Origin of the sequence: Variovorax sp. KBS0712 (assembly GCF_006323185.2) — a bacterium.
Taxonomy (GTDB): Bacteria; Pseudomonadota; Gammaproteobacteria; order Burkholderiales; family Burkholderiaceae_C; genus Variovorax; species Variovorax boronicumulans.
Genome location: NZ_VCCD02000005.1, coordinates 286611 through 309030 on the forward strand (window position 1 = coordinate 286611; position 22420 = coordinate 309030).

The window sequence follows — 22420 nt, forward strand, 5'->3', positions numbered from 1 at the left end:
TTTCACCCCCAGCTGTTCCCGATGATCGACATCACTCTCGAAAATTTCCAGGCCGAGCTGATCGAAGGCTCGGTCGCCACGCCGGTGCTGCTGGACATCTGGGCCGAATGGTGCGGCCCCTGCAAACAGCTCGGCCCGGTGCTCGAAAAGCTCGAAACCGAGTACGCCGGCCGCTTCACGCTGGCCAAGCTGGACGCCGACAAGGTGCCGCAGATTTCCTCGCAGCTGTCCGAGATGTTCGGCGTGCGCAGCATCCCGTTCTGCGTGATGTTCAAGGACGGCCAGCCGGTGGACGGCTTCGTGGGCGCCATTCCGGCCGAGAAGATCCGCGAATTCCTCGACAAGCACGTGCCGGGCGCGGACGAGGCCGAAGCGGCGTCGGAAGGCGCCGCCGCGCAGGAAGCGCTGGCCGAGGGCGACACCCTGGGCGCGCTCGAGAAGCTGCAGCACGCGGTGGCCACCGACCCGGCCAACGACGACGCGCGCTTCGACTACATCAAGCTGCTGCTGCAGGAAGGCCGCGTGGACGACGCCAAGGTCGCCTTTGCCCCGGTGATCGCCAAGACCACGCTGGTGCGCCGCTTCGATTCGCTGCAGCGCTGGATGGACGCCATCGATTTCGCCGCACCGGTCACCGGCTCGGCGCCGACGCTGGGCGACTTCGACGACAAGATCGCGGCCAACAAGCGCGACTTCGACGCCCGCTTCAACCGCGCTCGCCTGCTGATGGCTGCCCAGCGCTGGACCGACGCGATGGACGAACTGCTCGACATCCTCATGCGCGACAAGACCTGGAGCGAAGACCTCGCGCGCAAGACCTACATCGCGATCCTCGACGTGATCGAGCCGCCGAAGGTGAAGGTCGCCGACGGGCAGATTCCGCCGGACGATCCGGTCGTTGCGACGTACCGTCGCCGCCTGAGCAGCGTGGTGCTGAGCTGAGCGGCTGAACGACGCATTGCGCCTTTCAGTGCGCAATTGAACAAAAAAGCGACCTGTGGGTCGCTTTTTTTGTTGCCGCCACCACCTCATATAGATAGCATTGCTACTCAATTTCCGATAGAAGCGTATTGCAATGCTCCAACTGACCGAAGAACTCGAAAAAGCCCGCAAGGCCGGCGGCCTGAGCCAGGAGGCGCTGGCCACGCGCGCCGGGCTGTCGCGCATGACGGTGCAGCGCATCGAAAGCGGGCAGATCGATCCGCGCCTGTCGACGCTGCTCGAAATGGCGCGCGTGCTGGGGCTCGAGCTGATGCCCGTGCCCGCCAGCCTGCGCCCGCAACTCGAAGACTTCGTGCGCTCGGGCGGCCGCCTGCTCGGCCAGCCGGCGGGCGTGGGCGCGCCGCCGTCCATCGCGCAGAGCCTGGCCGACGAGAGCCGGTGAGGCGGTGAGCACGCGCGCCGCCTTCAACACGGGCATCCGCTACCTGCGGATGCACTTGCACCTGCCCGGTGGCGGGCGGCGCGCCATCGGTTACCTCTCGCAGTACGGCGACATCCTGCGCGTGTCCTTCGACGAGGCCTACATCGCCGATGCGGGCCGGCCCACGCTGTCCCTCGCGTACCGCGGCGCCGACGAGACCGCCACGCGGGCGATCCTGGCGTCGGCGCGCGACGCCCGCGTCTCGCGCAGCGACGGCCGCTGGCCCAGCTACTTCCAGAACCTGCTGCCCGAGGGCCACAACCGCGAGCGCCTCGCGCAGCAGCGCGGTTGCGCAGCCGACGACGAGTTCGAGCTGCTGGCCGCCGCCGGCCACGACCTCATGGGCGCGCTCGAGGTCGAGCCCGTGCCCACGTCCGAGGGCATTCCCGACACCGTGCGCCACTGGCACACGGCGCTGGGGCTCGACGTGCTCGAACCCGGCTTCGTCGAGATGCCCGTGGAAGACGCCGCCGCCATCCCCGGCGTGGTGACCAAGTTCTCGGCGGTGCAGGACGGGCGGCGCTACGTGGTCAAGCGCCACGGCGCGGCGGGCTCGTTCATCCTCAAGCTGCCGAGCACGCGCCACCCCGACCTGGTCGCCAACGAATACACCGGCTACCGCCTGTGCGGCGCGCTCGGGCTCGACTGCGCGCAGGCCCACGTGATCGACCGCGCCGACGCCGACCTGCCCGAGCAGGTGCCCTTCGCGCAGATCCTGGCGGTGCGCCGCTTCGACCGCACGCCCGAGGGCGGGCGCATCCACATGGAAGAGTTCGCGCAGGTGCTGCAGTACGAGCCGCGCCAGAAGTACGGCCGCGGCCTGGCCACCGACTGGCCCGCCATGCTGCGCGTGCTCGACCGCCTGTCGCCGAACCCAGTGGCCGACGTGCGCGAGTGCGTGCGCCGCCTGGTCGCTTTCATCCTGCTGGGCAACAGCGACGCGCACCTGAAGAACTGGGCGCTGCGCTACCCCGACGGCGTGGCGCCGGTGCTCGCGCCGCTGTACGACCCAGTCTGCGTGGCCGCCTTCTTCGAGGACGTGCCGGCGCGCGACTACGGCGTCAACCGCGCCATCGACGCCACGCTGCGCGCCTTCGACGGGGCGGCGCTGGAGGCGCTGCTGCGCGCGGCCGGGCTGCTGCGGCCGGCGCGCCTGATGGCCATCGCGCGCGACACGGTGCGCCAGGCCCAGGCCGAGTGGCCCGCGCTGCTGGCGCAGGACGGCACGCCGGCCAGCGTGCGCCGCTGCGTCGAGGCGCGCCTCGCGGGCGGCGTGGCCCTGGCGGCCCTCGGGGCCTGAAGAAGCCCGGATGCGCCATCGGGCCTGTCTTCGCACCGGCCACGGCGTCGCATACGATGGCGCCGGTTTTAACTTGTTGCAGATTGAAAAGGAAAATTGGCCATGCGTTCCTTCGCCCGCCGTACCGCGCTCCCCGCCGTTGCCTCGGCCGCGCTGCTGCTGACCGCCCTGACCGGTTGCGGCAGCGGCATCAGCCTCGACGAGCCGATCGAAGGGCCGGTGTGGCGCCTGGTGCAGCTGGGCGACGAGCCCATCGCGCCCGGCGGCGATGCGCAGCTGCAGTTCGATCGCAACAGCGGACGGGTCAGTGGTTCAGGCGGCTGCAACCGCGTCACGGGATCGTTCACGCGCGCGGGCGTGTCGCTCAAGCTCGGCCAGATGGCCGCGACCCGCATGGCCTGCGCGGACCCGGTGCGCGGCGCCAACGAGGCGCAGTTCCTGTCGGCGCTGCAGAACACGGCCAGCTACCGGCTGGCGCCGGGGCGGCTCGCGCTGCTCGATGGCAGCGGCCGCACGGTCGCGCTGCTCAGCAGCGGCAACAGGTAGGAACTCCCCCAGGCTTCGCGCACTTCGTGTCGCTACGCCAACCCCCTCACCGGGGGCGACACCTGCGGCCCGGCGAAGCCGGTTCCGCGGTGTCTCGCGAAAGGCTCACTCCCCTTGATGCATCGGGGGCGTGCACAGCGCCGTGAGCCATGGGGAAAGAGCGACCTGAATCAGGTCAGCCGTGGGTGAGGCGGTCCAGCGCCTCGCGGTACTTGGCGGCCGTCTTCTCGATGACTTCGGCCGGCAGGCGCGGCGCCGGGGGCGTCTTGTCCCAGGGCTTGCCGTTGATCTTGGTGGCTTCGAGCCAGTCGCGCACGAACTGCTTGTCGTAGCTCGGCGGGTTGGTGCCGGCGGCCAGCGCGGCCTCGTAGCCCTCGACCGGCCAGTAGCGCGAGCTGTCGGGCGTGAGCACCTCGTCCATCAGCACCAGCGTGTCGTTCTCGTCCAGGCCGAACTCGAACTTGGTGTCGGCAATGATCATCCCCTTGGCGAGCGCGATCTGGGCCGCCGCCTCGTAGATGGCGATGCTGACCTCGCGGATCTGCTGGGCCAGCTTGGGGCCGACGACCTCGACCACGCGCTCGTAGCTGATGTTCTCGTCGTGCTCGCCAGCCGCGGCCTTGGCTGCGGGCGTGAAGATCGGGCGCGGCAGCTTGCTGGCGTTGGTCAGGCCCTCGGGCAGCGGCACGCCGCAGACGGCGCGGTTGTCCTGGTATTCCTTCCAGCCGCTGCCGGCCAGGTAGCCGCGCACCACGGCCTCGACCGGGATCGGACGCAGGCGCTTGACCAGCATCGAGCGGCCCGTGACCTGCGCCACCTCGTCGGGCTGCACCACGCTCTCGGGCGCTTCGCCCGTCAGGTGATTGGGGCACAGCGCGCCCAGGCGGTCGAACCACCACAGCGCCATCTTGGTGAGGATCTCGCCCTTGCCGGGGATGGGCTCGCCCATGATCACGTCGAAGGCGCTGAGCCGGTCGCTCGCGACCATCAGGATGCGGTCTTCGCCGACGGCGTAGTTGTCGCGCACCTTGCCGCGCGCAAGCAGGGGCAGGCTCTGGATGGAAGAGGTGTGAACGGTGGTCATGGACGGATGCTCGGCTGGGAAACGGTGACGGGAAAAGCGGATTGTGCGCGCAGAAAAAAGCCACCGCGAGCGGTGGCCTGCGGCGCGCAGTCGGTCTTCGTTAGATGACTTGCTGCGCCAGGTCGCCCTTGGCGTACTTGGCGGCAACGACCTGCAGCGTGTCGCCCTTGATCTTGGCGCCCTGGCCTTCGCAGCCGAATTCGATGTAGCGCTGCTTGCAGATCTGCTTGGCGGCTTCGCGCGCGGGCTTGAGCCACTCGCGGGCGTCGAACTTCTCGGGGTTCTCGGCCAGGAACTTGCGCACCGCGCCGGTCATCGCCAGGCGGATGTCGGTGTCGATGTTGATCTTGCGCACGCCGTACTTGATGGCTTCCTGGATTTCCTCGACGGGCACGCCGTAGGTTTCCTTCATGTTGCCGCCGTATTTGCGGATGATTTCCAGCAGGTCTTGCGGCACCGACGACGAGCCGTGCATCACCAGGTGGGTGTTGGGCAGGCGGGCGTGGATTTCCTTCACGCGCTGGATCGACAGGATGTCGCCCGTGGGCTTGCGCGTGAACTTGTAGGCGCCGTGGCTGGTGCCGATGGCGATGGCCAGCGCGTCCAGCTGCGTGGCCTTCACGAACTGCGCGGCTTCTTCGGGGTCGGTGAGCAGCGACGCGTGGTCGAGCACGCCTTCGGCGCCGATGCCGTCTTCTTCACCGGCCATGCCGGTTTCGAGCGAGCCCAGGCAACCCAGCTCGCCTTCGACCGTGACGCCGACCTTGTGGGCCAGCTCGACCACCTTGCGGGTCACGTCGACGTTGTAGTCGAACGAGGCGGGCGTCTTGCCGTCTTCGTGCAGCGAGCCGTCCATCATCACGGACGAGAAGCCCAGGTCGATGGCGCCCTGGCAGATGGCCGGGCTCTGGCCGTGGTCCTGGTGCATCACCAGCGGGATGTTCGGGTACTGCTCGATGGCGGCCTGGATCAGGTGCTTGATGAAGGCTTCACCCGCGTATTTGCGGGCGCCGGCGCTGGCCTGCAGGATGACGGGCGCGCCGGTTTCCTTGGCAGCCTCCATGACGGCCTGGACCTGTTCGAGGTTGTTGACGTTGAAGGCCGGAATGCCGTAGCCGTTGGCGGCGGCGTGGTCCAGCAGTTCGCGCATCGAGACGAGTGCCATGGGAAATACCTCGTGGGAATAGAAAAAGACGGGAAAAAGAGAAGGCGGAAAGTCGGGAGAAAACTACCCCGATTCTACCGAGCCCCCTTGTGGGACAGGGCCGACGCCACCCCGGGCGCCACGGGTACTGGCGCGCAGCTCTTTTTCAACTTTTTCAGATCGGCAACTGCGTGGTCGACAGCACCTGCTTGAGCACCACGAAGGTCCGGATCTGCCGCACGCCCGGCAGGTACAGCAGCTGCTCGGCGTGCAGGCGGTTGAAGCTGTCGTTGTCGCGGGTGCGCACGAGCATGAAGTAGTCGAATTCGCCCGTGACGACGTGGCATTCGAGGCAGCCCGACACCTTCTGCGCCGCCTTCTCGAAATCGGCGAAGGAGTCGGGCGTGGAGCGGTCGAGCACCACGCCGATCATCACAAGCATGCCGACCTCGAGCGCGTCGGGGTCCAGCAGGGCGACCACGCCCTTGATGAAGCCCGCGGCCCGCAGCCGCTCGACCCGCCGCAGGCAGGCCGGCGCGCTGAGGTTCACCTTGGCGGCCAGCGCCACGTTCGACACCGAGGCGTCGCGCTGCAGGGCGCGCAGGATGGCGCGGTCGGTGCGGTCGAGCTCCGTCGGGGCCCGCAACTTTGTTGTGCTCATGGCTTCCTTTCCGGATGAAAAGCCTTCTGTATGGCGATCCTGCCTTCTTTTGAGCGACGAAGCCAGCCAACTTCGCAAGCACATTGCAAAGCCTTCTTCCTACGATCGACAGCTTCAACCCTCACCGCTTTTGGAGCTGCGTCGATGAACCTGAAGAAATTCCCCCGCCACGCCCTGACCTTCGGCCCCACGCCGATCCAGCCGCTGAAGCGCCTGAGCGCCCACCTGGGCGGCAAGGTCGACCTCTACGCCAAGCGCGAGGACTGCAACAGCGGCCTGGCCTTCGGCGGCAACAAGACGCGCAAGCTGGAGTACCTGATCCCCGAGGCGCTTGAAGGCGGCTACGACACGCTGGTGTCGATCGGCGGCATCCAGTCGAACCAGACGCGCCAGGTGGCGGCCGTGGCCGCGCATCTGGGCCTGAAGTGCGTGCTGGTGCAGGAGAACTGGGTCAGCTACTCCGACGCGGTGTACGACCGGGTCGGCAACATCGAGATGTCGCGCATCCTCGGCGCCGACGTGCGGCTGGACGCGGCGGGCTTCGACATCGGCATCCGCCAGAGCTGGGAACAGGCGATGGCCGACGTGCGCGCGGCCGGCGGCAAGCCCTTCCCGATCCCGGCGGGCTGCTCGGAGCACCCGCGCGGCGGCCTGGGCTTCGTGGGCTTTGCCGAGGAAGTGCGCCAGCAAGAGGCCGAGCTCGGCTTCAAGTTCGACTACATCGTGGTCTGCTCGGTCACGGGCAGCACGCAAGCCGGCATGGTGGTGGGCTTCGCGGCCGACGGCCGGGCCGACCGCGTGATCGGCATCGACGCCTCGGCCAAGCCGCAGCAGACCTACGAGCAGATCCTGCGCATCGCCAGGAACACGGCCGAGCTGGTCGAGCTGGTCGAGCTGGGCCGCGACATCACGGAGAAGGACGTGGTGCTCGACCGCCGCTTCGGCGGGCCCGAGTACGGGCTGCCGAACGAAGGCACGCTGGAGGCGATCCGGTTGAGCGCGCGCTTCGAGGGCATGCTGACCGACCCGGTGTACGAGGGCAAGTCGATGCACGGGATGATCGAGAAGGTGCGGCTGGGCGAATTCCCGGCGGGCTCGAAGGTGCTGTATGCGCACCTGGGCGGTGTGCCCGCGCTGAACGCCTACAGCTTCCTGTTCCGCAACGGCTGAACCAGACGGCGCAATGAAAAAGGCCGGCATGTGCCGGCCTTTGCTTTGCTGCGAACGATCTCAGCTCGCGCGGCAGATCTTGAGCATGTTGGTGCCGCCCGGCGCGCCCATCGGCTCGCCGCAGGTGATGGCGTACACATCGCCGCTTTGCACGATGCCGCGCTTCTTCAGATGGCTCTCAGCTTGGCGCAGCGCGGTGTCGCGGTCGCTTTCCGAATCCATGAGCAGCGGGCGCACGTTGCGGTACAGCGCCAGCTTGCGCTGCGTGGCCAGGCGCGAGGTCAGGGCGTACATGGGAATGTGCGCGCGGTGGCGGCTCATCCACAGGATGGTCGAGCCCGACTCGGTCAGCGCCACGATGGCCTTGGCGCCCAGGTGGTGCGCCGTGAACAGCGCGCCCATCGCGATCGACTGGTCGATGCGGCTGTAGGTCTTGCCGCTGAAGTCGGCGTCGAGCGTCTTGTCTTCGGCGGCCTCGGCGGCTTCGCAGATGCGGCTCATTTCCTGGACGGTCTCGAGCGGGTAGCGGCCCGAGGCGGTTTCAGCGGAGAGCATCACGGCGTCGGTGCCGTCGAGCACGGCGTTGGCCACGTCGCTCACCTCGGCGCGGGTGGGCACGGGGTTGGTGATCATCGACTCCATCATCTGGGTCGCGGTGATGACCACCTTGTCCATGTCGCGCGCCATGCGGATCATCTTTTTCTGCAGCGCCGGCACGGCGGCGTTGCCCACTTCCACGGCGAGGTCGCCGCGGGCGACCATGATGCCGTCGCTGGCGCGCAGGATTTCTTCCAGCTTCGGAATGGCCTCGGCACGCTCGATCTTGGCGATCATGCCGGGCTTGTGGCCGTACTCGGCGGCCGCCACGTTGCACAGCTGGCGCGCCATTTCCATGTCGGTGGCGTTCTTGGGGAAGCTCACGGCCACGTAGTCGGCCTGGAAGCTCATCGCGGTCTTGATGTCTTCCATGTCCTTGGCCGTCAGCGCGGGCGCCGTGAGGCCGCCGCCCTGCTTGTTGATGCCCTTGTTGTTCGACAGCTCGCCGCCCAGCTTGACGGTAGTGTGCACCGCTTCGCCCTTGACGCCGTCGACCGTGAGCACGATCAGGCCGTCGTTCAGCAGCAGCTTGTCGCCGGGCTTCACGTCGCGCGGCAGGTCCTTGTAGTCGAGGCCCACAGCGTCGACGTCGCCCAGCTCGGTGCGCGAGGCGTCGAGCACGAACTTGGCGCCCGGCTCCAGCCAGATCTTGCCCTGCGCGAACTTGCCGACGCGGATCTTCGGACCCTGCAGGTCGGCCATGATGGCCACTTCCCGGCCGGCCTTGCGGGCCGCCTCACGCACCATGGTGGCGCGGTCGATGTGGTCCTGCGCCGTGCCGTGGCTGAAGTTCAGCCGCACCACGCTGACCTTGGCCAGGATCATCTGTTCCAGCAATTCCGGCGTGCTGGAGGCGGGGCCGAGGGTGGCGACGATCTTGGTGGCGTGGCGGGGGATGCGGTCCGAGCTCATGAAGGGGGTCTCCGTTTTGTATTCGCTACTGTATACACTTTGTGTGTCGAACGGAAGTCAGTCGCCACGGGGGATTTCCCTCCCGTGGCCGGACCGCCGCCGGAATCAGCCCGCCGCGCGCTTGGCCAGGATCTCGAAGGCCGGCAGGGTCTTGCCCTCCAGCACCTCGAGGAAGGCACCGCCGCCGGTCGAGATGTAACCGACCTGCTTTTCGATGCCGTACTTGGCGATGGCCGCCAGGGTGTCGCCGCCGCCGGCGATCGAGAAGGCGCTGCTTTCGGCAATGGCTTGCGCGATGGCCTTCGTGCCGCCCGCGAAGGCGTCGAACTCGAACACGCCCACGGGGCCGTTCCAGACGATGGTGCCGGCTTCGCGCAGCTGCGCGGCCAGGATGGCGGCCGTCTTCGGGCCGATGTCCAGGATCAGGTCGTCCTCGGCCACGTCGGTGGCGGCCTTGACGGTGGCGGGTGCGTCGGCCGCGAAGGTCTTGGCCGTGACCACGTCGACCGGAATCGGCACGTCGGCGCCGCGCGCACGCATGGCGTCGATGACGGCCTTGGCCTGGTCGAGCAGGTCGGGCTCGGCCAGCGACTTGCCGATCGACAGGCCCGCGGCCAGCATGAAGGTGTTGGCGATGCCGCCGCCGACGATCAGCTGGTCGACGTTGGCCGACAGGCTCTTGAGGATGGTGAGCTTGGTGCTGACCTTCGAGCCCGCCACGATGGCGACCAGCGGGCGCTTGGGCTGGGCCAGTGCCTTGGTGATGGCGTCGATCTCGGCCGCCAGCAGCGGGCCGGCCGCGGCCACCTTGGCGAACTGGGCGATGCCGTAGGTGGTGGCTTCGGCGCGGTGGGCGGTGCCGAAGGCGTCGTTCACGTAGATGTCGGTGAGCGCGGCCAGCTTGCGGGCCAGCGCTTCGTCGTTCTTCTTCTCACCCTTGTTGACGCGGCAGTTCTCCAGCAGCACGACCTGGCCGGGCTTGACGTCGACGCCGTCGACCCAGTTGGCCACCAGCGGAACCTCACGGCCCAGCAGCTCGCCCAGGCGCTGGGCGACGGGCGCCAGCGAGTCTTCGGGCTTGAACTCGCCTTCGGTCGGGCGACCCAGGTGCGAGGTGACCATCACGGCCGCGCCGGCATCGAGCGCCAGCTGGATGCAGGGCACGGAGGCGCGGATGCGCGTGTCTTCGGTGATGCGGCCGGCATCGTCCTGCGGCACGTTGAGGTCGGCACGGATGAAGACGCGCTGGCCGGCGGCCTTGCCTTGCGCACAGAGGTCGGTGAATCGAATGACGTTCATGGGTCTGAGGATGGTGAAAGACGGGACTGCCCGCATTGTAGTTTTCGCCCTCTGGCGCCCCTGCGCGTCTCTTGCGGGGCGCCGATGCTTTTTCAGGCCTTCGGCTGCGCGGTCGCGAACTGCTCCAGGATGCCGACGAAGCTCGCCGCCGCGGGCGACAGCGAGCGCCGCGCCGCGCTGTACACGCAGACCTCGCGGTGGAAGTCGGGCGACTCGAGCCGCACCATCTGCAGCCCGTGCGCGCGCACCAGCGACGCCGAGTAGGTCGGGCACACGGTCAGCCCCAGCCCCGAGGCCACCATGCCCAGCGCGGTGGTCATGTACGACACCTCCTGCGCGCCCGGCCGCATCAGGAAGGCGCGCTCCTCGGCCCCCAGCTCGGGCAGCACGCGCTGGCGGAAGTCGCGCGTGGGCGCGATGAAGGTGTAGGGCCCCAGCTCGTGCCAGCGCACCTTGCGGCGCTTGGCAAAGGCGTGGCCGGGCGGGCAGATCAGCCAGTGGCGGTCGCGGAACAGCGTGCGGCGTTCGATGGCGGCGGCGTCCACCGCCACGTCCTGGCCCACGGCCAGCTCGACGTCGCCGGCCGCCACGCCCAGCAGCAGGTGCTCGGGCAGCGTGTCGGCCAGGCGCACGTCCACGTCGGGGTACGCCTCGCGGTAGGCGGCGATCACGCGCGGCATCAGCGTGCAGGCCATGAGCTGCGGCGCTGCAAGCCGCAACAGCCCTTTCTTCTTGTCACGCAAATCGGTCACGCCCGCGACCGCGCTCGTGAGGTCGCCGAGCAGCCGGTGCACCGACGGCAGGAACTCGCGCCCCGCCTCCGACAGCTGCACGCGCCGCGTGTTGCGGTCGAGCAGCTGCACGCCCATCTCGCGCTCGAGCTCGCGCACCAGCACGCTGAGCGCCGACTGCGTGAGGTGCAGCTGCCCGGCGGCGGTGGTGAAGCTGCCGGTTTCGGCCACGGCGGCGAAGGCGCGCAGCTGGCGCAGGGTGAGGTTCATATATATGGTTATTTCATCAATCGATGAATTAATTTCGATTGCATCATAAGACGCGGCATTGCCCAATCGCGGCCTCAACGGAGACACGACATGCCGACGACCGCCACCCCCACGGCGCCCCCACCCATTCGCGGGCTGCACCATTTCGCCTGGCGCTGCCGCGACAGCGAGGAAACCCGCCACTTCTACGAAGACCTGCTGGGCCTGCCGCTGGCCCACGTCATCAAGAACGACCACGTGCCGAGCACGGGCGAGTACTGCCCCTACGTGCACATCTTTTTCCAGATGCGCGACGGCGCGTACATCGCCTTCTTTGACCTGGGCGACGACACCGCCGCGCTGCCCTCGCCCAACACGCCTTCGTGGGTGAACCACATCGCGCTGCGCGTCGACTCGGTGGCCGACCTGCTGGCCGCCAAGGCGCGGCTCGAAGGCGCGGGCGTCGAGGTGCTGGGCGTGACCGACCACCACATCATCGAGTCGATCTACTTCTTCGATCCCAACGGCATCCGCGTGGAACTCACCACGCCGACCGTGCCGCAAACCGAGATGGACGCGCACGCGCGCCATGCCCATGCCGACCTCGACGCGTGGACCGCGCGCAAGGCGGCGCTTCGCGCAGCGAAAGGCGCGTCGCATGTCTGAGCTGCAACTCGCCGTCATCGACGTGAAGCCAGGCGCGGCCATGGACAGCCAGTCGGGCCTGCAGCTGCTGCGCCCGCGCATCTACGGCGCCTTCCGCGCGCCGCCGGGGCCCAAGAAGATCGCGGCCATCGTGATGCACCCGACCAGCAACTTCATGGGCCACTACCTCATCGGCCCGCTGGCCGAGCGCGGCATCTGCTGCATGGGCCTGAACTCGCGCTTCGTCGGCAACGACACGGTGCTGCTGATGGAGCGTGCGATTCAGGACCTGGGCGCCGGCGTGCAGTACCTGCGCGCGGCCGGCTACGAGAAGGTGTTCCTGGTCGGTAACTCGGGCGGCGCCGCGCTCTCGGCCTTCTACCAGGCGCAGGCCGAGCAGCTCACGGCCACGCACCTGCCCGACGGCGACCCGACCCATCTGCACCCCAGTGACCTGCCGCCCGTGGACGGCCTCGCGCTGTGCGCCGCACACCTGGGCCGCACGCGGCTCATGCGCGACTGGATCGACCCCTCGGTCACCGACGAGCACGACCCGCTCTCGGTCGACCCCGAGCTCGACATGTACGACCCGCGCCACCGCGTGCCCTACGAGGCCGACTTTCTCGCACGTTTCAGCGCGGCGCAGAAGGCGCGGCTGGACCGCATCGAGCAGTGGTGCCTCGAACGCCTCGCGCTGCTGCGCGGCACACCCGGCGCGCCGCGCGACCAGACCTTCGTCGTCTACCGCACGCACGCCGATCCGCGCTGCGTCGACCTGTCGCTCGATGCGAACGCGCGCCTGCCCGGCAGCGTCTGGGGCGATGCGCGGCAGGTGAACTATGCGGCCAACGCGATGGGCCGCACCACCTCGCTCACCGCCTTCCTCTCGCAGTGGTCGTCGCGCTCGCAGGCCGACGGGCCCACCAACCTCGCGCGCACCACGGTGCCCCAACTGCTGCTGACCTACACCGGCGACCAGTCGACCTTCCCGAGCACGCGCGACGCCTGGATGGCCGCGGGCGGCGCGCGCATCCGCAACGTCGACATCGTCGGCGGCAACCACTACCTGGCGGGCCAACCCGAGCTGATTCCGCAGGCGGCCGACGCCATCGCCGAGTTCGCACACGCGCTGTAGAAGAGCCATGGAAAACTTTGCATTCGCACCGGCCTACGAGTTGCCGGTCTGGCCCTTCACGCCACCGCCCGAGCTGAACGGCACGACCGTCGTGCGCCACCCGGTCGTGATCGTCGGCGCCGGCCCCTCGGGCCTCACGCTGGCCTGCGACCTCGCGCAACGCGGCGTGCGCGCCGTGCTGCTCGACGAGGACGACACCGTGGGCGTGCGCGGCGCCTCGTCGCGCGGCATCTGCTATGCGCAAAAGAGCCTGGAGATCTTCGCGCGCCTGGGCATCTGCGAACGCATCGCGGCCAAGGGCGTCACCTGGTCGTTCGGGCGCACCTTCTCGGGCGACGAAGAGGTCTACAACTTCAACCTGCAGGCCAACAGCGTCTCGACGCAGCCGCCGTTCATCAACCTGCAGCAGTTCTACATCGAGTGGTTCCTGGTCGATCGCCTCCTCGAACTCGGCGTGACCGACCTGCGCTGGAAGAGCCGCGTGACGCGCGTCGAGCCGCTGGCCGACGGCGTGCGCATCGACATCGAGACGCCCGCCGGCAGCTACACGATCGAGGCCGACCACCTGATCGACGCCACGGGCGCAAACAGCCCGATCCGCACGCAGCTCGGCGTGGCTTCGCACGCCTCGCGCAGCACCGACCGCTGGTGCATCAGCGACGTGCGCTTCGAAAAACCGTTGCCCACTGAGCGCTGGACCTGGGTCGATGCGCCCTTCAACGAAGGCCGCGGCGTGTGGCAGCACCTGATGGCCGACGGCGTGTGGCGCATCGACTACCAGATGCCAGAAGACTGCGACCCGGCCGAGATCAGCCGCCCCGAGGTGGCCGGCGCGCGGCTGCGCGAACAGCTCGGGCCCGACGTGGCCTTCGAGTTCGTGTGGATCGGCCCGTACGGCTACCGCGACCACCTGCTGGAGCGCTTTCGCCACGGCCGCGTGTGCTTCATCGGCGATGCCGCGCACGTGGTGAGCCCCTTCGGCGCGCGCGGCGGCAACACCGGCATCCAGGACGCGGCCAACCTCGGCTGGAAGCTCGCGCTGGTCGCGCAAGGGAGGGCCGGCGATGCGCTGCTCGACAGCTACGACGCCGAGCGCCGTCCGGCCGCGCAGGAGAACCTGACGGTCACGAGCCGATCGGCGCGCTTCCTCGCGCCGCGCTCGCCGGCCGAGCACACGCTGCGCCGCGCCGTGGTGGCGCTGGCCAAGCGCCACACCTTCGCGCGGGCGCTGGTCAACACGGGCCGCATGTCGGTCTCCAACGACTACCCCGCCGCGCCGCTGCTGCCCGAAGGCGGGCGCACGGTGCAGAACCTGCCGCTGCGCTGGGCCGACGGGCGCCAGACCACGCTGATGCAGCTGCTGGCCGAGGGCACGCAGTGCCTGGGCCTGTGGTTCGCGCCGACGCGCGCACAGGCGCAGGCCGCGAGCGATGCCACGGCCGCACTGCCGCTGCGCCTGCTGGCCGTCGGCGGCGACAGCGGCCTGCCTACCTTGCAGGCCGACGAGACGCTGGCACGCCACCTCGGCATCGACCCCAGTGCAGCGGGCGGCTTCGTGCTCGTGCGCCCCGATGCCTACCGCGCTGCGCTCCTTGTGCAACCCACCCCCGACACGGTCACCGCCGCCGTCCGCACGGCGCTCGCACTCCCCGCTTCGTCCTCATGATCACCGAGCCCCGCATCCCCGACCCCGACGGCTTCTACGCCGCGCTGCTGGCTGCGCACGAAGGCCGCACCGAGGCGCAGAGCGCCGACCTCAACGCCCGCCTCGTGCTGCTGCTGGCCAACCAGTGCGCCGACCAGGCCGTGCTGCTCGCCTGCATCCGCGCGGCGGCCGAGGCCGACGACGACATCCCCACGACCACGACAACACCTCCATGACCGCCACCGTCTCTTTCGCTTCCGCCTCCGACACCCGCGAGCAGAAGCCCCGGCTGCAGGAACTCGCCCCTGGCGCCTACGGCTACATCAGCGACTTCGATCCCAACTGCGGCTTCGTCGTCGGCGACGAGCAGGTGGTGCTGATCGACACCCGCCCCACGCCGCGCATGGCGCGCGACTTTCTCGCGGCGATCCGCAGCGTGACCGACAAGCCGATCCGCACCATCGTGCTCACGCACTACCACGCGGTGCGCGTGATGGGCGCGAGCGCCTTCGACGAGGTGCAGGAGATCGTCGCCAGCAACGGCACGCTCGACTGGATCCGCACGCGCGGCCAGGCCGACTTCGAATCGGAAGTCGGCCGCTTTCCTCGCCTGTTCGCGGGCGTGGAAGAGATTCCGGGCCTGACCTTCCCGACCACGGTCTTCGAGCGCGAGATGACGCTGCCGCTCGGCGGTGGCCGTGAACTGCGGCTCATGGCGCTGGGCCGCGGCCATTCGGGCGGCGACACCGTGGCCTGGCTGCCCGACAGCGGCGTGCTGTTTGCGGGCGACGTGGTCGAGAACCACTGCGGCGTGTACGCGGGCGACGCCTACATCGGCGACTGGGCCGGCACGCTCGACGCGGTGCGCGCGCTGCAACCGCGCGTGCTGGTGCCCGGGCGCGGCGCGGTGCTGCAAGGCGAAGCCGCCTGCGCCGAGGCGATCGGGCTCACGAAAGACTTTCTCTCGACGCTGCTCGACAGAGTGCGCGCGGGCATCGCCGCGGGCGAGACGCTCAAGGGATGCTTCGCGCGCGCCGAGGCGGCCATGACGCCGCACTTCGGCGGCTGGCCGGTGTTCCAGCACGTGCTGCCCTTCGACGTCTCGCGCGCGTACGACGAGCTGCGCGGCATCGAGCACCCGGTCGTGTGGACCGCCGAGCGCGACCGCGAGCTCTGGCAGGTCCTGCGCGGCACCTGAGCCGCCCCCTTTTTCAACAAAGCAACGGAGACAACAAACGATGAAACGCTTCCTTCCCCTGCTGGCCGCGACCCTCGCGCTCGCCGCCGCACCCTTCGCGTCGGCGCAACTGGCGGCCTACCCGAGTCAGCCCGTGAAATGGATCGTGCCCTACGTGGCCGGCGGCGGCACCGACAACCTCGCGCGCTCGCTGGCCGAGGCCATGCAGCCCTCGCTCGGCCAGCCGCTGATCATCGACAACCGCCCCGGCGCGTCGACCAACATCGGCGTGTCGGTGATGATGCAGGCCAAGCCCGACGGCTACACGATCATGCAGGCCGAAAACGCGGCGCTGCTGTTCAACGAGCACATGTTCGCCAAGCTGCCCTACAAGCCGGCGACCGACTTCACCTACATCGGCACCATCGGGCGCTTCCCGGTGGCGCTGGTCGTGCACCCCGACTTTCCCGCGAAGAACGTGGCCGAGTTCGTGCGCTACGTGAAGGCCAACCCCGACAAGGTGAGCTACGCCTCGCCCGGCAACGGCTCGCCGCACCACATGGCGATGGAGCTGTTCAAGCAGAAGGCGGGCCTCACGATCACCCACGTGCCGTACAAGGGCGCCGCGCCCGCCATGACCGACGTGATGGGCGGCCAGGTGCCGACGATGATGCTCGACCTGGCCTCGGGCCTGCCGATCATCAAGTCGGGCAAGGTGCGCGTGCTGGCCATCGCGCTGCCGCAGCGCGCCAGTGCGTTGCCCGAGGTGCCGACCTTCGTCGAGGCCGGCTTCAGCGACGTCAACGCCTACGCCTTCCACGGCCTGATCGGCCCGGCCGGCATGCCGCCCGAGGCCGTGGCGCGCATCAACACCGAGCTGCACAAGGCGATGAAGGCACCGAAGGTGGTGAAGCTGTTTGCGGAGTTCGGCTTCGAGGCGCTGCCCGGCACGCCGCAGGACTTCTACAAGCTCTCGCGCGCAGAAAGCGAGCGCTGGGGCAACATCATCAAGACCGCCGGCGTGAAGCTCGACTAGTCTGAGCCGATCACCAGCCCAGGCCGAGGTGCAGGGGCAGGTAGACGGCCATGCCGGCCAGCATCGTGCCGAGCACGCCGCGCCGCCAGAAGTAGTAGGCGCCGCCGACGATCGCCGCGTAGAGGCGGGCGTCGTGCAGCGTGGTGATCAGGTGGCCCTGCGTCATCACGATCTCGGGCGCGATCACGCCGGCCAGCGCGGCGGCCGGCGCGTAGTGCAGCGCGCGGTGCGCCCACTCGGGCAGGCCCCAGGGCCGGTCGAGGATGAAGAAGAAGCAGCGCGTGAGCACGGTGACGCCGGCGAGGCCGGCGATCACGGCCAAAGACCACCAGTCGGTGCCGCCGCTCACTTGTCGTCCTCCGCGTCGGGGTCGAGCCCGAACTGCTTTTCGAGCCAGAAGCACAGCAGCACGGCCACGCCGATCGCGACCACGATGTTGAGCTTGAGCGGCAGCGCGTAGGCCGCGACCGCCGTGGCGCCCGCGATGAGGGCGGCCAGCACGCGCAGCCGCGTCGTCGCCATCGAGCAGACGATGGCCACCAGGCTCAGCACGCCTGCAAAGCCCAGGCCCCAGGTCTGCGGAATGAAATTGGCCAGCGCGATGCCCAGCAGGCTCATGCCCATCCACGCGCACCAGGTCACGAAGTAGTTGCCGGTGAGGTAGGCCTCTTGCGACAGCCGCTCGACGGACGTGGTCGGCGGGGCCGTGTACTGCTTCGTGAAGAGCGCGTAGCTCAGGTCGGCCGTCAGGTAGCCGTGCAGCAGGCGGCGCCAGCGCGGCATGTGCATGAGGTAAGGCCGCAGGTGCAGGCTGAACACCACGAAGCGCAGGTTGACGCAGAAGCCCGTCGCCAGGATCACCCAGGCCGGCGCGCCCGCGGCCAGCAGCGGGATGGCGGCCAGCTGCGAGCTGCCGGCGTAGACGAACAGGGTCATCGCCACGGCCTCGAGCACGCTCATGTCCGACTTGACCATGGCCACGCCGGTCATCAGGCCCCAGGCGCCGATGCCGAGCGCGGCCGAGGCCATGTCGCGCATGCCGGCGCGGAACTCGGGCTGGCGGCGCAGCGTGGGCGAGAGGAACATCAGCCGAAGACCTGGCCGGCCTTCAGGTCGAAGCCGCGCAGGAAATCGGCCGCGGGCAGGCGCTTGCCGCCCGGGCGTTGCAGTTCGGTGAGCACCACGGTCGCATCGGCGGCCGCCACGGCGACACCGGTAGCGTCGGCCGAGACGACGGTGCCGGGCGCGGCGCCTGCAGGGCCGGGCGCCACGTGCGCGGCCCAGAGCTTGACCGTCTCGCCGCCGAGCGGACTGTTGGCACCGGGGAACGGATCGAAGGCCAGCACGCGGCGCACGATGGCCGCGGCCGGCTGCGTCCAGTCGATCAGCGCTTCGTGCTTCTCGACCTTGTGGGCGTAGGTGATGCCTTCGGTGGGCTGCGGCGTGCGGTTGAGTTGCCCGATCTGCGCCAGCGCCTCGACCACCATGCGGCCGCCGAGCGCGGCCAGGCGGTCGTGCAGGCGGGCGGTGTTCTCGCCGGGTGCGATGTCGATCGCCTCGCGCAGCAGCATGTCGCCGGTGTCCAGGCCCGCGTCCATCTGCATGATGGTGATGCCGGTCTGTGCGTCGCCGGCCTCGATGGCGCGGTGGATCGGCGCCGCGCCGCGCCAGCGCGGCAGCAGGCTGGCGTGGATGTTGAGGCAGCCGTGCGTCGGCAGGTCGAGCACCCACTGCGGCAGGATCAGCCCGTAGGCCGCGACCACCATCACGTCGGGCTGCCACGCGAGCAGCGTGTCGCGCGCGGCCGTGGCCTCGTCGGGGTACTTGCCGTCGAGCCGCAGGCTGCGCGGCTGGGCCACGGGCCAGTTGTGGGTCACGGCGCACTGCTTGACGGGCGACGCCTGCAGCTTCATGCCGCGACCGGCGGGCCGGTCGGGCTGGCTCATCACGCCGACGATGTCATGGCCGGCGGCGGCGATGGCCTCCAGGGCGACGCGCGCGAACTCGGGCGTGCCCGCAAAAACGACTTTCAACGCGCTCAATCCCGGATCCGTTCGAATTCGAGGTCATCCCCCGTGTGGTACCGGCGCACCACGCCGGTGGGGTCAATGTAGATATAGAGCATGCGGCGCTCGTTGATGGCCTTGTAGCGCCAGGTCCAGACGGTGCCGTCGAAGGAGCTGACGCGGCTGATTTCGTAGGGCTTGCCGTAGAAGGCCAGCACCTCGTTCTGGCGCCAGCGGTCGACCTGGATGTCGTGGCCGAAGCGCGCCTCGGTCAGCACCTGGGTCACCGAGACGACCTTGCCGGAGGCGTCGAGGTCGATGTCGACCACCTCGAAGCCGGCCGGCATGCGCGAATACTGCAGGCGCTCGCCGCCGCCGTTGAGCGGGTAGCGACCGGTGGGCGCGCCCAGGCGCTGCAGGGTTTCGGCGGCGGAGGTGCCGGGCTGGATGCGCGTGGGTTCGCTGACGCAACCCGCCAGGAACAACAGTCCGGCGGCGGCCAGCGAGGACCACGCAGCCCGGTGGCTCATGCCCGTGCTTCTTTCATGTCCTCGCGCTGCTGCTTGAGGAGCTTGCTCTTGATGCGGTTGCGCTTCAGGGGCGACAGGTATTCGACGAACACCTTGCCCATGAGGTGGTCGAGCTCGTGCTGAATGCACACGGCCAGCAGGCCGTCGGCCTCGATGGTGTGGGTGTTGCCGTCGGCGTCGAGCGCCTGGACCTTCACCGAGGTGGAACGCATCACGCCGTCGTAGATGCCGGGCACCGAGAGACAGCCCTCTTCATTCAGCACTTTTTCGTCGCTGGCCCAGGTGATTTCGGGGTTGATGAGCACGATCGGCTCGTTGCGCTCTTCGGAGACGTCGATCACGACCACGCGCTCGTGCACGTCGATCTGGGTCGCGGCCAGGCCGATGCCGCTCGCGTCGTACATGGTTTCCAGCATGTCGGCGACCAGCGTCTTGATGCGCGCGTCCACGCCCTGCACCGGCTTGGCCACCGTGTGCAGGCGCTTGTCGGGGTAACTCAGAATGATTCGTTTGGCCATGAAATCGGGGGGAAGTTGTGGCTATTTTCGCCAATTCCGCGACGCGTCGCGGCGCATTGGCGCGAAAACGTTGCCCTTGCAAGGGCTTCGGGCGCAGAATTCGTAGCAAATTGTGAGATTCGTATGCGCCACGATACTTCGTGCGCTCACCCATCCAGACATGACACAGCCCAGCTCCACCGAACACCAGCGCCCGACCCTTTTTGCCTTCTGGACGGCCGCCCTGGCAGTGGCCGGCAGTTGCGGCGCCACGGCGGCCTGGGCGCAGACGACCTACCCGGTCACGCCCCAGCAGCGCGCCACCGCCCAGCAGACCGCCCAGGCCGGCGTGCCGCTGAGCGAGCTGTCGCCGAAGGCGCCCGACGAGTACACCGTCAAGCCCGGTGACACGCTCTGGGCCATCTCGCGCCTGTACCTGCTGCGCCCCTGGCGCTGGCCGGAGCTGTGGGGCATGAACATCAACGAGATCCAGGACCCGCACCGCATCTACCCGGGCCAGGTGCTGTACCTGGACAAGAGCGGCGGCCGCGCGCGCCTGACCACCCGCCGCAGCGTGGGCGGTGTCGACGGCGGCACCATCAAGCTGTCGCCGCGCACGCGCTTCGACTCGCTCGCGGGCATGGCCCTGCCCACGCTCAACCCGAGCCTGATCGAGCCCTTCCTCAGCGAACCCATCGTGGTCGATGCCAACACGCTCGACGCCGCGCCGCGCATCGTGGCCGGCAACGACAGCCGCGTGCTGCTGTCGCGCGGCGACCGCGCCTATGCGCGCGGCAATGCCGAATCGCCGCTGGTCGAGAAGCCGGGCCCGGTGCAGCACTACCGCATCTTCCGCAGCGCCACGCCGCTGAAAGACCCCGGCACCGGCGAGATCCTCGGCTACGAGGCGCAGTACCTGGGCAAGGCGCAGCTGCAGCGCGGCGAATCGACCACCATCGAGACGACCGGCGACAAGGACGTCATCACGGTCGTGCCGGCCAGCATCGACATCATTGCGTCGCGCGAGGAAATGCGCGCCGGCGACCGCCTGCTGCCCGAGCCGCCGCGCCAGCTGCTGAGCTACGCACCGCGCGCGCCCTCCACCCAGGTGGATGGCCGTATCGTGTCGGTCTACGGCAATGCCGTGCAGTACGCGGCGCAGAACCAGGTCGTGGCCATCAACAAGGGCACGCGCGACGGCGTCGACAACGGCCATGTGCTGGCCATCTTGAAGAACGGCGAGACCATCCTCGACCGCACCGGCGCACGCAAGGAAACCATCAAGCTGCCGAACGAACGCATCGGCCTGCTGATGGTGTTCCGCACCTTCGAGAAAGTCTCGTACGCACTCGTGCTCGAAATCAACGACACTCCCCGCGCCGGCGACTTCCTCGTCAATCCCTGACACGCGCCTGAGGCTTCTTTCTCGCACACTCGTTTGGAACGCGCAGAACTCGCAGGCTGGCTGCGACTTTCACTGACCCCAGGCGTCGGCGACGGCGCCGCACGCCGCCTGCTCGCGGCCTTCGGGCTGCCTGACGCGATCTTCGCGCAGCCCGAGGCAACGCTGTGCGAAGTCGTCAGCACCGCCCAGGCCGCCGCGCTCAAGCAGCCGCCCTCCGGCCTGCAGGCGCAGGTCGACCAGACCTGGCAATGGCTGCACCCCGCAGACGACCCCACCGGCGGCGCCATCACGCGCCGCGTCGTGACGCTCGGCGACGCCGGCTACCCGGGTTCGCTGCTCGAAATGGTCGACCCGCCGTTGATGCTCTACGTGCTCGGCGCCGCCGCCTTCGACCTCACGCAACTCGGCCGCAGCCTTGCCGTGGTCGGCAGCCGCAACCCCACGCCGCAGGGCGCCAGCCATGCGCGCGCCTTCGCACGGGCGCTGGGCGAAGCGGGCCTGCCCGTGGTCTCGGGGCTGGCGCTCGGCATCGACGGCGCGGCGCACCTGGGCGCGCTCGACGCGGCGGGCGACGCACCGGTACTCGCCACGGTGGCGGTGGTCGGCACCGGCCTGGACCGCGTGTACCCCGCGCGGCACCGCGACCTGGCGCACCGCATCACGCTGCAGGGGCTGATCGTGAGCGAGCTGCCGTTGGGCACGCCGCCGCTCACGCAGAACTTTCCCAAGCGCAACCGCCTCATCGCGGGCCTGGCGCGCGGCACGCTGGTGGTCGAGGCGGCACTGGCCTCGGGCTCGCTCATCACCGCGCGGCTCACGTCGGAGCAGGGCAAGGAAGTGTTCGCGATCCCGGGCTCGATCCACTCGCCGCAATCGCGCGGCTGCCACGCGCTGATCCGCCAGGGCGCAAAGCTGGTCGAGTCGGTGAACGACATCCTCGAAGAGCTTCCGCCGCTGGCACCGGCCGCTCGCACGCCTTCCACCGACACGCCTTCGCCGGCCCCGGAGCATCCGCTGCTCGATGCCCTCGGCTTCGACCCGGTGAGCCTCGATGCGCTGAGCGCACGCACCGGCTGGAGCGCGGCCCAGCTGCAGGCGAAGATGCTCGAGCTCGAGCTCGACGGGCATGTCTCGCGGTTGCCCGGCGGCCTGTTTCAAAGAGCAGCCGTCGGCTGACGCACGAAGTGCACGAAAGCCTGGGGACACACGACAGATTCCTCGGCTATAT

General features: G+C 69.1%; 24 protein-coding genes. 13 read left to right on the forward strand and 11 right to left on the reverse strand.

Annotated elements, in window-relative coordinates:
• Window positions 1–21 precede the first annotated feature (21 nt).
• The 4 genes from FFI97_RS32025 to FFI97_RS32040 all read left to right on the forward strand — a co-directional run bounded on the left by FFI97_RS32025 (window position 22) and on the right by FFI97_RS32040 (window position 3269).
• Window positions 22–942, forward strand: coding sequence for a tetratricopeptide repeat protein (locus FFI97_RS32025; protein WP_139700724.1), 921 nt, complete (start codon window positions 22–24; stop codon window positions 940–942).
• A 133-nt stretch (window positions 943–1075) separates the two neighbouring features.
• Window positions 1076–1384 carry a helix-turn-helix domain-containing protein gene (locus FFI97_RS32030; protein WP_095950502.1) on the forward strand — a complete coding sequence of 103 codons (309 nt, stop codon included), beginning with the start codon at window positions 1076–1078 and terminating at the stop codon, window positions 1382–1384.
• 49 nt (window positions 1385–1433) lie between these two features.
• Complete coding sequence (locus FFI97_RS32035) at window positions 1434–2723, forward strand: type II toxin-antitoxin system HipA family toxin (protein ID WP_139700837.1); 1290 nt, start codon at window positions 1434–1436, stop codon at window positions 2721–2723.
• 102 nt (window positions 2724–2825) lie between these two features.
• Entirely contained in the window at window positions 2826–3269 is a 444-nt protein-coding gene (locus FFI97_RS32040) for an META domain-containing protein (RefSeq protein WP_139700726.1), read from the forward strand.
• 175 nt (window positions 3270–3444) lie between these two features.
• Here the strand turns inward: FFI97_RS32040 and FFI97_RS32045 are convergent, their stop codons facing one another.
• The 3 genes from FFI97_RS32045 to FFI97_RS32055 form a co-directional block, all read right to left on the reverse strand.
• Window positions 3445–4353, reverse strand: a complete 909-nt coding sequence (locus FFI97_RS32045; protein WP_062478299.1) for a phosphoribosylaminoimidazolesuccinocarboxamide synthase — start codon at window positions 4351–4353, stop codon at window positions 3445–3447.
• A 100-nt stretch (window positions 4354–4453) separates the two neighbouring features.
• Window positions 4454–5518, reverse strand: coding sequence for a class II fructose-bisphosphate aldolase (fba, locus tag FFI97_RS32050; RefSeq protein WP_062478296.1), 1065 nt, complete (start codon window positions 5516–5518; stop codon window positions 4454–4456).
• Between the two features lie 154 nt (window positions 5519–5672).
• Window positions 5673–6158, reverse strand: coding sequence for an Lrp/AsnC family transcriptional regulator (locus FFI97_RS32055; RefSeq protein WP_070063218.1), 486 nt, complete (start codon window positions 6156–6158; stop codon window positions 5673–5675).
• Window positions 6159–6302: 144 nt separating this feature from the next.
• Between FFI97_RS32055 and FFI97_RS32060 the strand changes: the two genes are divergently transcribed.
• Window positions 6303–7328 (forward strand): 1-aminocyclopropane-1-carboxylate deaminase, encoded by a 1026-nt coding sequence (locus tag FFI97_RS32060; RefSeq protein ID WP_139700728.1) that lies wholly within the window; start codon window positions 6303–6305, stop codon window positions 7326–7328.
• 60 nt (window positions 7329–7388) lie between these two features.
• Here the strand turns inward: FFI97_RS32060 and pyk are convergent, their stop codons facing one another.
• From pyk to FFI97_RS32075, 3 genes are all read right to left on the reverse strand, one after another.
• Window positions 7389–8837, reverse strand: coding sequence for a pyruvate kinase (pyk, locus tag FFI97_RS32065; protein ID WP_062478290.1), 1449 nt, complete (start codon window positions 8835–8837; stop codon window positions 7389–7391).
• 105 nt (window positions 8838–8942) lie between these two features.
• Window positions 8943–10136 carry a phosphoglycerate kinase gene (locus tag FFI97_RS32070; protein ID WP_139700730.1) on the reverse strand — a complete coding sequence of 398 codons (1194 nt, stop codon included), beginning with the start codon at window positions 10134–10136 and terminating at the stop codon, window positions 8943–8945.
• Window positions 10137–10228: 92 nt separating this feature from the next.
• Window positions 10229–11137, reverse strand: coding sequence for a LysR family transcriptional regulator (locus FFI97_RS32075; RefSeq protein ID WP_139700732.1), 909 nt, complete (start codon window positions 11135–11137; stop codon window positions 10229–10231).
• A 90-nt stretch (window positions 11138–11227) separates the two neighbouring features.
• Here FFI97_RS32075 and FFI97_RS32080 point away from each other — a divergent pair, with 90 nt between their 5' ends.
• From FFI97_RS32080 to FFI97_RS32105, 6 genes are read left to right on the forward strand one after another with little or no spacing between them, the layout of a single operon-like run.
• Entirely contained in the window at window positions 11228–11782 is a 555-nt protein-coding gene (locus FFI97_RS32080; protein WP_139700734.1) for a VOC family protein, read from the forward strand.
• Window positions 11775–12896, forward strand: a complete 1122-nt coding sequence (locus tag FFI97_RS32085; RefSeq protein WP_139700736.1) for an alpha/beta hydrolase family protein — start codon at window positions 11775–11777, stop codon at window positions 12894–12896. The genes FFI97_RS32080 and FFI97_RS32085 overlap by 8 nt, the downstream gene beginning before the upstream one ends.
• A 7-nt stretch (window positions 12897–12903) precedes the next feature.
• Window positions 12904–14562: an FAD-dependent oxidoreductase gene (locus FFI97_RS32090; protein WP_144004555.1), complete on the forward strand. Its 1659-nt coding sequence runs from the start codon at window positions 12904–12906 to the stop codon at window positions 14560–14562.
• On the forward strand, window positions 14559–14777 hold the full coding sequence (locus FFI97_RS32095; RefSeq protein ID WP_139700740.1) for a DUF2783 domain-containing protein: 219 nt from the start codon (window positions 14559–14561) through the stop codon (window positions 14775–14777). The genes FFI97_RS32090 and FFI97_RS32095 overlap by 4 nt, the downstream gene beginning before the upstream one ends.
• Complete coding sequence (locus FFI97_RS32100; RefSeq protein WP_139700742.1) at window positions 14774–15739, forward strand: MBL fold metallo-hydrolase; 966 nt, start codon at window positions 14774–14776, stop codon at window positions 15737–15739. Before FFI97_RS32095 ends, FFI97_RS32100 begins: the two co-directional genes overlap by 4 nt.
• Window positions 15740–15779: 40 nt before the next feature.
• Window positions 15780–16754, forward strand: a complete 975-nt coding sequence (locus FFI97_RS32105; RefSeq protein ID WP_139700744.1) for a Bug family tripartite tricarboxylate transporter substrate binding protein — start codon at window positions 15780–15782, stop codon at window positions 16752–16754.
• A gap of 10 nt (window positions 16755–16764) precedes the next feature.
• On the opposite strand, the gene FFI97_RS32110 is transcribed toward FFI97_RS32105, so the two are convergent.
• From FFI97_RS32110 to def, 5 genes are read right to left on the reverse strand one after another with little or no spacing between them, the layout of a single operon-like run.
• A complete protein-coding gene (locus tag FFI97_RS32110; protein ID WP_139700746.1) occupies window positions 16765–17103 on the reverse strand; it encodes an AzlD domain-containing protein in 339 nt (112 codons plus the stop codon).
• Entirely contained in the window at window positions 17100–17840 is a 741-nt protein-coding gene (locus tag FFI97_RS32115; protein ID WP_139700748.1) for an AzlC family ABC transporter permease, read from the reverse strand. The genes FFI97_RS32110 and FFI97_RS32115 overlap by 4 nt, the downstream gene beginning before the upstream one ends.
• Window positions 17840–18796, reverse strand: a complete 957-nt coding sequence (fmt, locus tag FFI97_RS32120) for a methionyl-tRNA formyltransferase (RefSeq protein WP_139700750.1) — start codon at window positions 18794–18796, stop codon at window positions 17840–17842. The genes FFI97_RS32115 and fmt overlap by 1 nt, the downstream gene beginning before the upstream one ends.
• Window positions 18793–19290 carry a hypothetical protein gene (locus FFI97_RS32125; protein ID WP_056577158.1) on the reverse strand — a complete coding sequence of 166 codons (498 nt, stop codon included), beginning with the start codon at window positions 19288–19290 and terminating at the stop codon, window positions 18793–18795. The genes fmt and FFI97_RS32125 overlap by 4 nt, the downstream gene beginning before the upstream one ends.
• Window positions 19287–19808, reverse strand: coding sequence for a peptide deformylase (def, locus tag FFI97_RS32130; protein ID WP_070063231.1), 522 nt, complete (start codon window positions 19806–19808; stop codon window positions 19287–19289). The genes FFI97_RS32125 and def overlap by 4 nt, the downstream gene beginning before the upstream one ends.
• 160 nt (window positions 19809–19968) lie before the next feature.
• On the opposite strand from def, the gene FFI97_RS32135 reads away from it, so the two are divergent.
• Window positions 19969–21192 (forward strand): LysM peptidoglycan-binding domain-containing protein, encoded by a 1224-nt coding sequence (locus FFI97_RS32135; protein ID WP_139700752.1) that lies wholly within the window; start codon window positions 19969–19971, stop codon window positions 21190–21192.
• Between the two features lie 33 nt (window positions 21193–21225).
• A complete protein-coding gene (dprA, locus tag FFI97_RS32140) occupies window positions 21226–22368 on the forward strand; it encodes a DNA-processing protein DprA (RefSeq protein WP_139700754.1) in 1143 nt (380 codons plus the stop codon).
• Window positions 22369–22420 lie beyond the last annotated feature (52 nt).

Excerpts from the sequence above, each read along its gene's own strand:
- pyk (WP_062478290.1), bottom strand. The coding sequence starts at position 8,837 with ATGAGCTCGGACCGCATCCCCCGCCACGCCACCAAGATCGTCGCCACC.
- FFI97_RS32090 (WP_144004555.1), top strand. The coding sequence starts at position 12,904 with ATGGAAAACTTTGCATTCGCACCGGCCTACGAGTTGCCGGTCTGGCCC.
- FFI97_RS32045 (WP_062478299.1), bottom strand. The coding sequence starts at position 4,353 with ATGACCACCGTTCACACCTCTTCCATCCAGAGCCTGCCCCTGCTTGCG.
- FFI97_RS32075 (WP_139700732.1), bottom strand. The coding sequence starts at position 11,137 with ATGAACCTCACCCTGCGCCAGCTGCGCGCCTTCGCCGCCGTGGCCGAA.
- FFI97_RS32040 (WP_139700726.1), top strand. The coding sequence starts at position 2,826 with ATGCGTTCCTTCGCCCGCCGTACCGCGCTCCCCGCCGTTGCCTCGGCC.
- FFI97_RS32070 (WP_139700730.1), bottom strand. The coding sequence starts at position 10,136 with ATGAACGTCATTCGATTCACCGACCTCTGTGCGCAAGGCAAGGCCGCC.
- FFI97_RS32085 (WP_139700736.1), top strand. The coding sequence starts at position 11,775 with ATGTCTGAGCTGCAACTCGCCGTCATCGACGTGAAGCCAGGCGCGGCC.
- FFI97_RS32125 (WP_056577158.1), bottom strand. The coding sequence starts at position 19,290 with ATGAGCCACCGGGCTGCGTGGTCCTCGCTGGCCGCCGCCGGACTGTTG.
- FFI97_RS32135 (WP_139700752.1), top strand. The coding sequence starts at position 19,969 with ATGACACAGCCCAGCTCCACCGAACACCAGCGCCCGACCCTTTTTGCC.
- FFI97_RS32030 (WP_095950502.1), top strand. The coding sequence starts at position 1,076 with ATGCTCCAACTGACCGAAGAACTCGAAAAAGCCCGCAAGGCCGGCGGC.
- FFI97_RS32115 (WP_139700748.1), bottom strand. The coding sequence starts at position 17,840 with ATGTTCCTCTCGCCCACGCTGCGCCGCCAGCCCGAGTTCCGCGCCGGC.
- FFI97_RS32035 (WP_139700837.1), top strand. The coding sequence starts at position 1,434 with ATGCACTTGCACCTGCCCGGTGGCGGGCGGCGCGCCATCGGTTACCTC.
- FFI97_RS32095 (WP_139700740.1), top strand. The coding sequence starts at position 14,559 with ATGATCACCGAGCCCCGCATCCCCGACCCCGACGGCTTCTACGCCGCG.
- FFI97_RS32055 (WP_070063218.1), bottom strand. The coding sequence starts at position 6,158 with ATGAGCACAACAAAGTTGCGGGCCCCGACGGAGCTCGACCGCACCGAC.
- FFI97_RS32080 (WP_139700734.1), top strand. The coding sequence starts at position 11,228 with ATGCCGACGACCGCCACCCCCACGGCGCCCCCACCCATTCGCGGGCTG.
- FFI97_RS32025 (WP_139700724.1), top strand. The coding sequence starts at position 22 with ATGATCGACATCACTCTCGAAAATTTCCAGGCCGAGCTGATCGAAGGC.
- fba (WP_062478296.1), bottom strand. The coding sequence starts at position 5,518 with ATGGCACTCGTCTCGATGCGCGAACTGCTGGACCACGCCGCCGCCAAC.
- FFI97_RS32060 (WP_139700728.1), top strand. The coding sequence starts at position 6,303 with ATGAACCTGAAGAAATTCCCCCGCCACGCCCTGACCTTCGGCCCCACG.
- FFI97_RS32100 (WP_139700742.1), top strand. The coding sequence starts at position 14,774 with ATGACCGCCACCGTCTCTTTCGCTTCCGCCTCCGACACCCGCGAGCAG.
- FFI97_RS32105 (WP_139700744.1), top strand. The coding sequence starts at position 15,780 with ATGAAACGCTTCCTTCCCCTGCTGGCCGCGACCCTCGCGCTCGCCGCC.
- def (WP_070063231.1), bottom strand. The coding sequence starts at position 19,808 with ATGGCCAAACGAATCATTCTGAGTTACCCCGACAAGCGCCTGCACACG.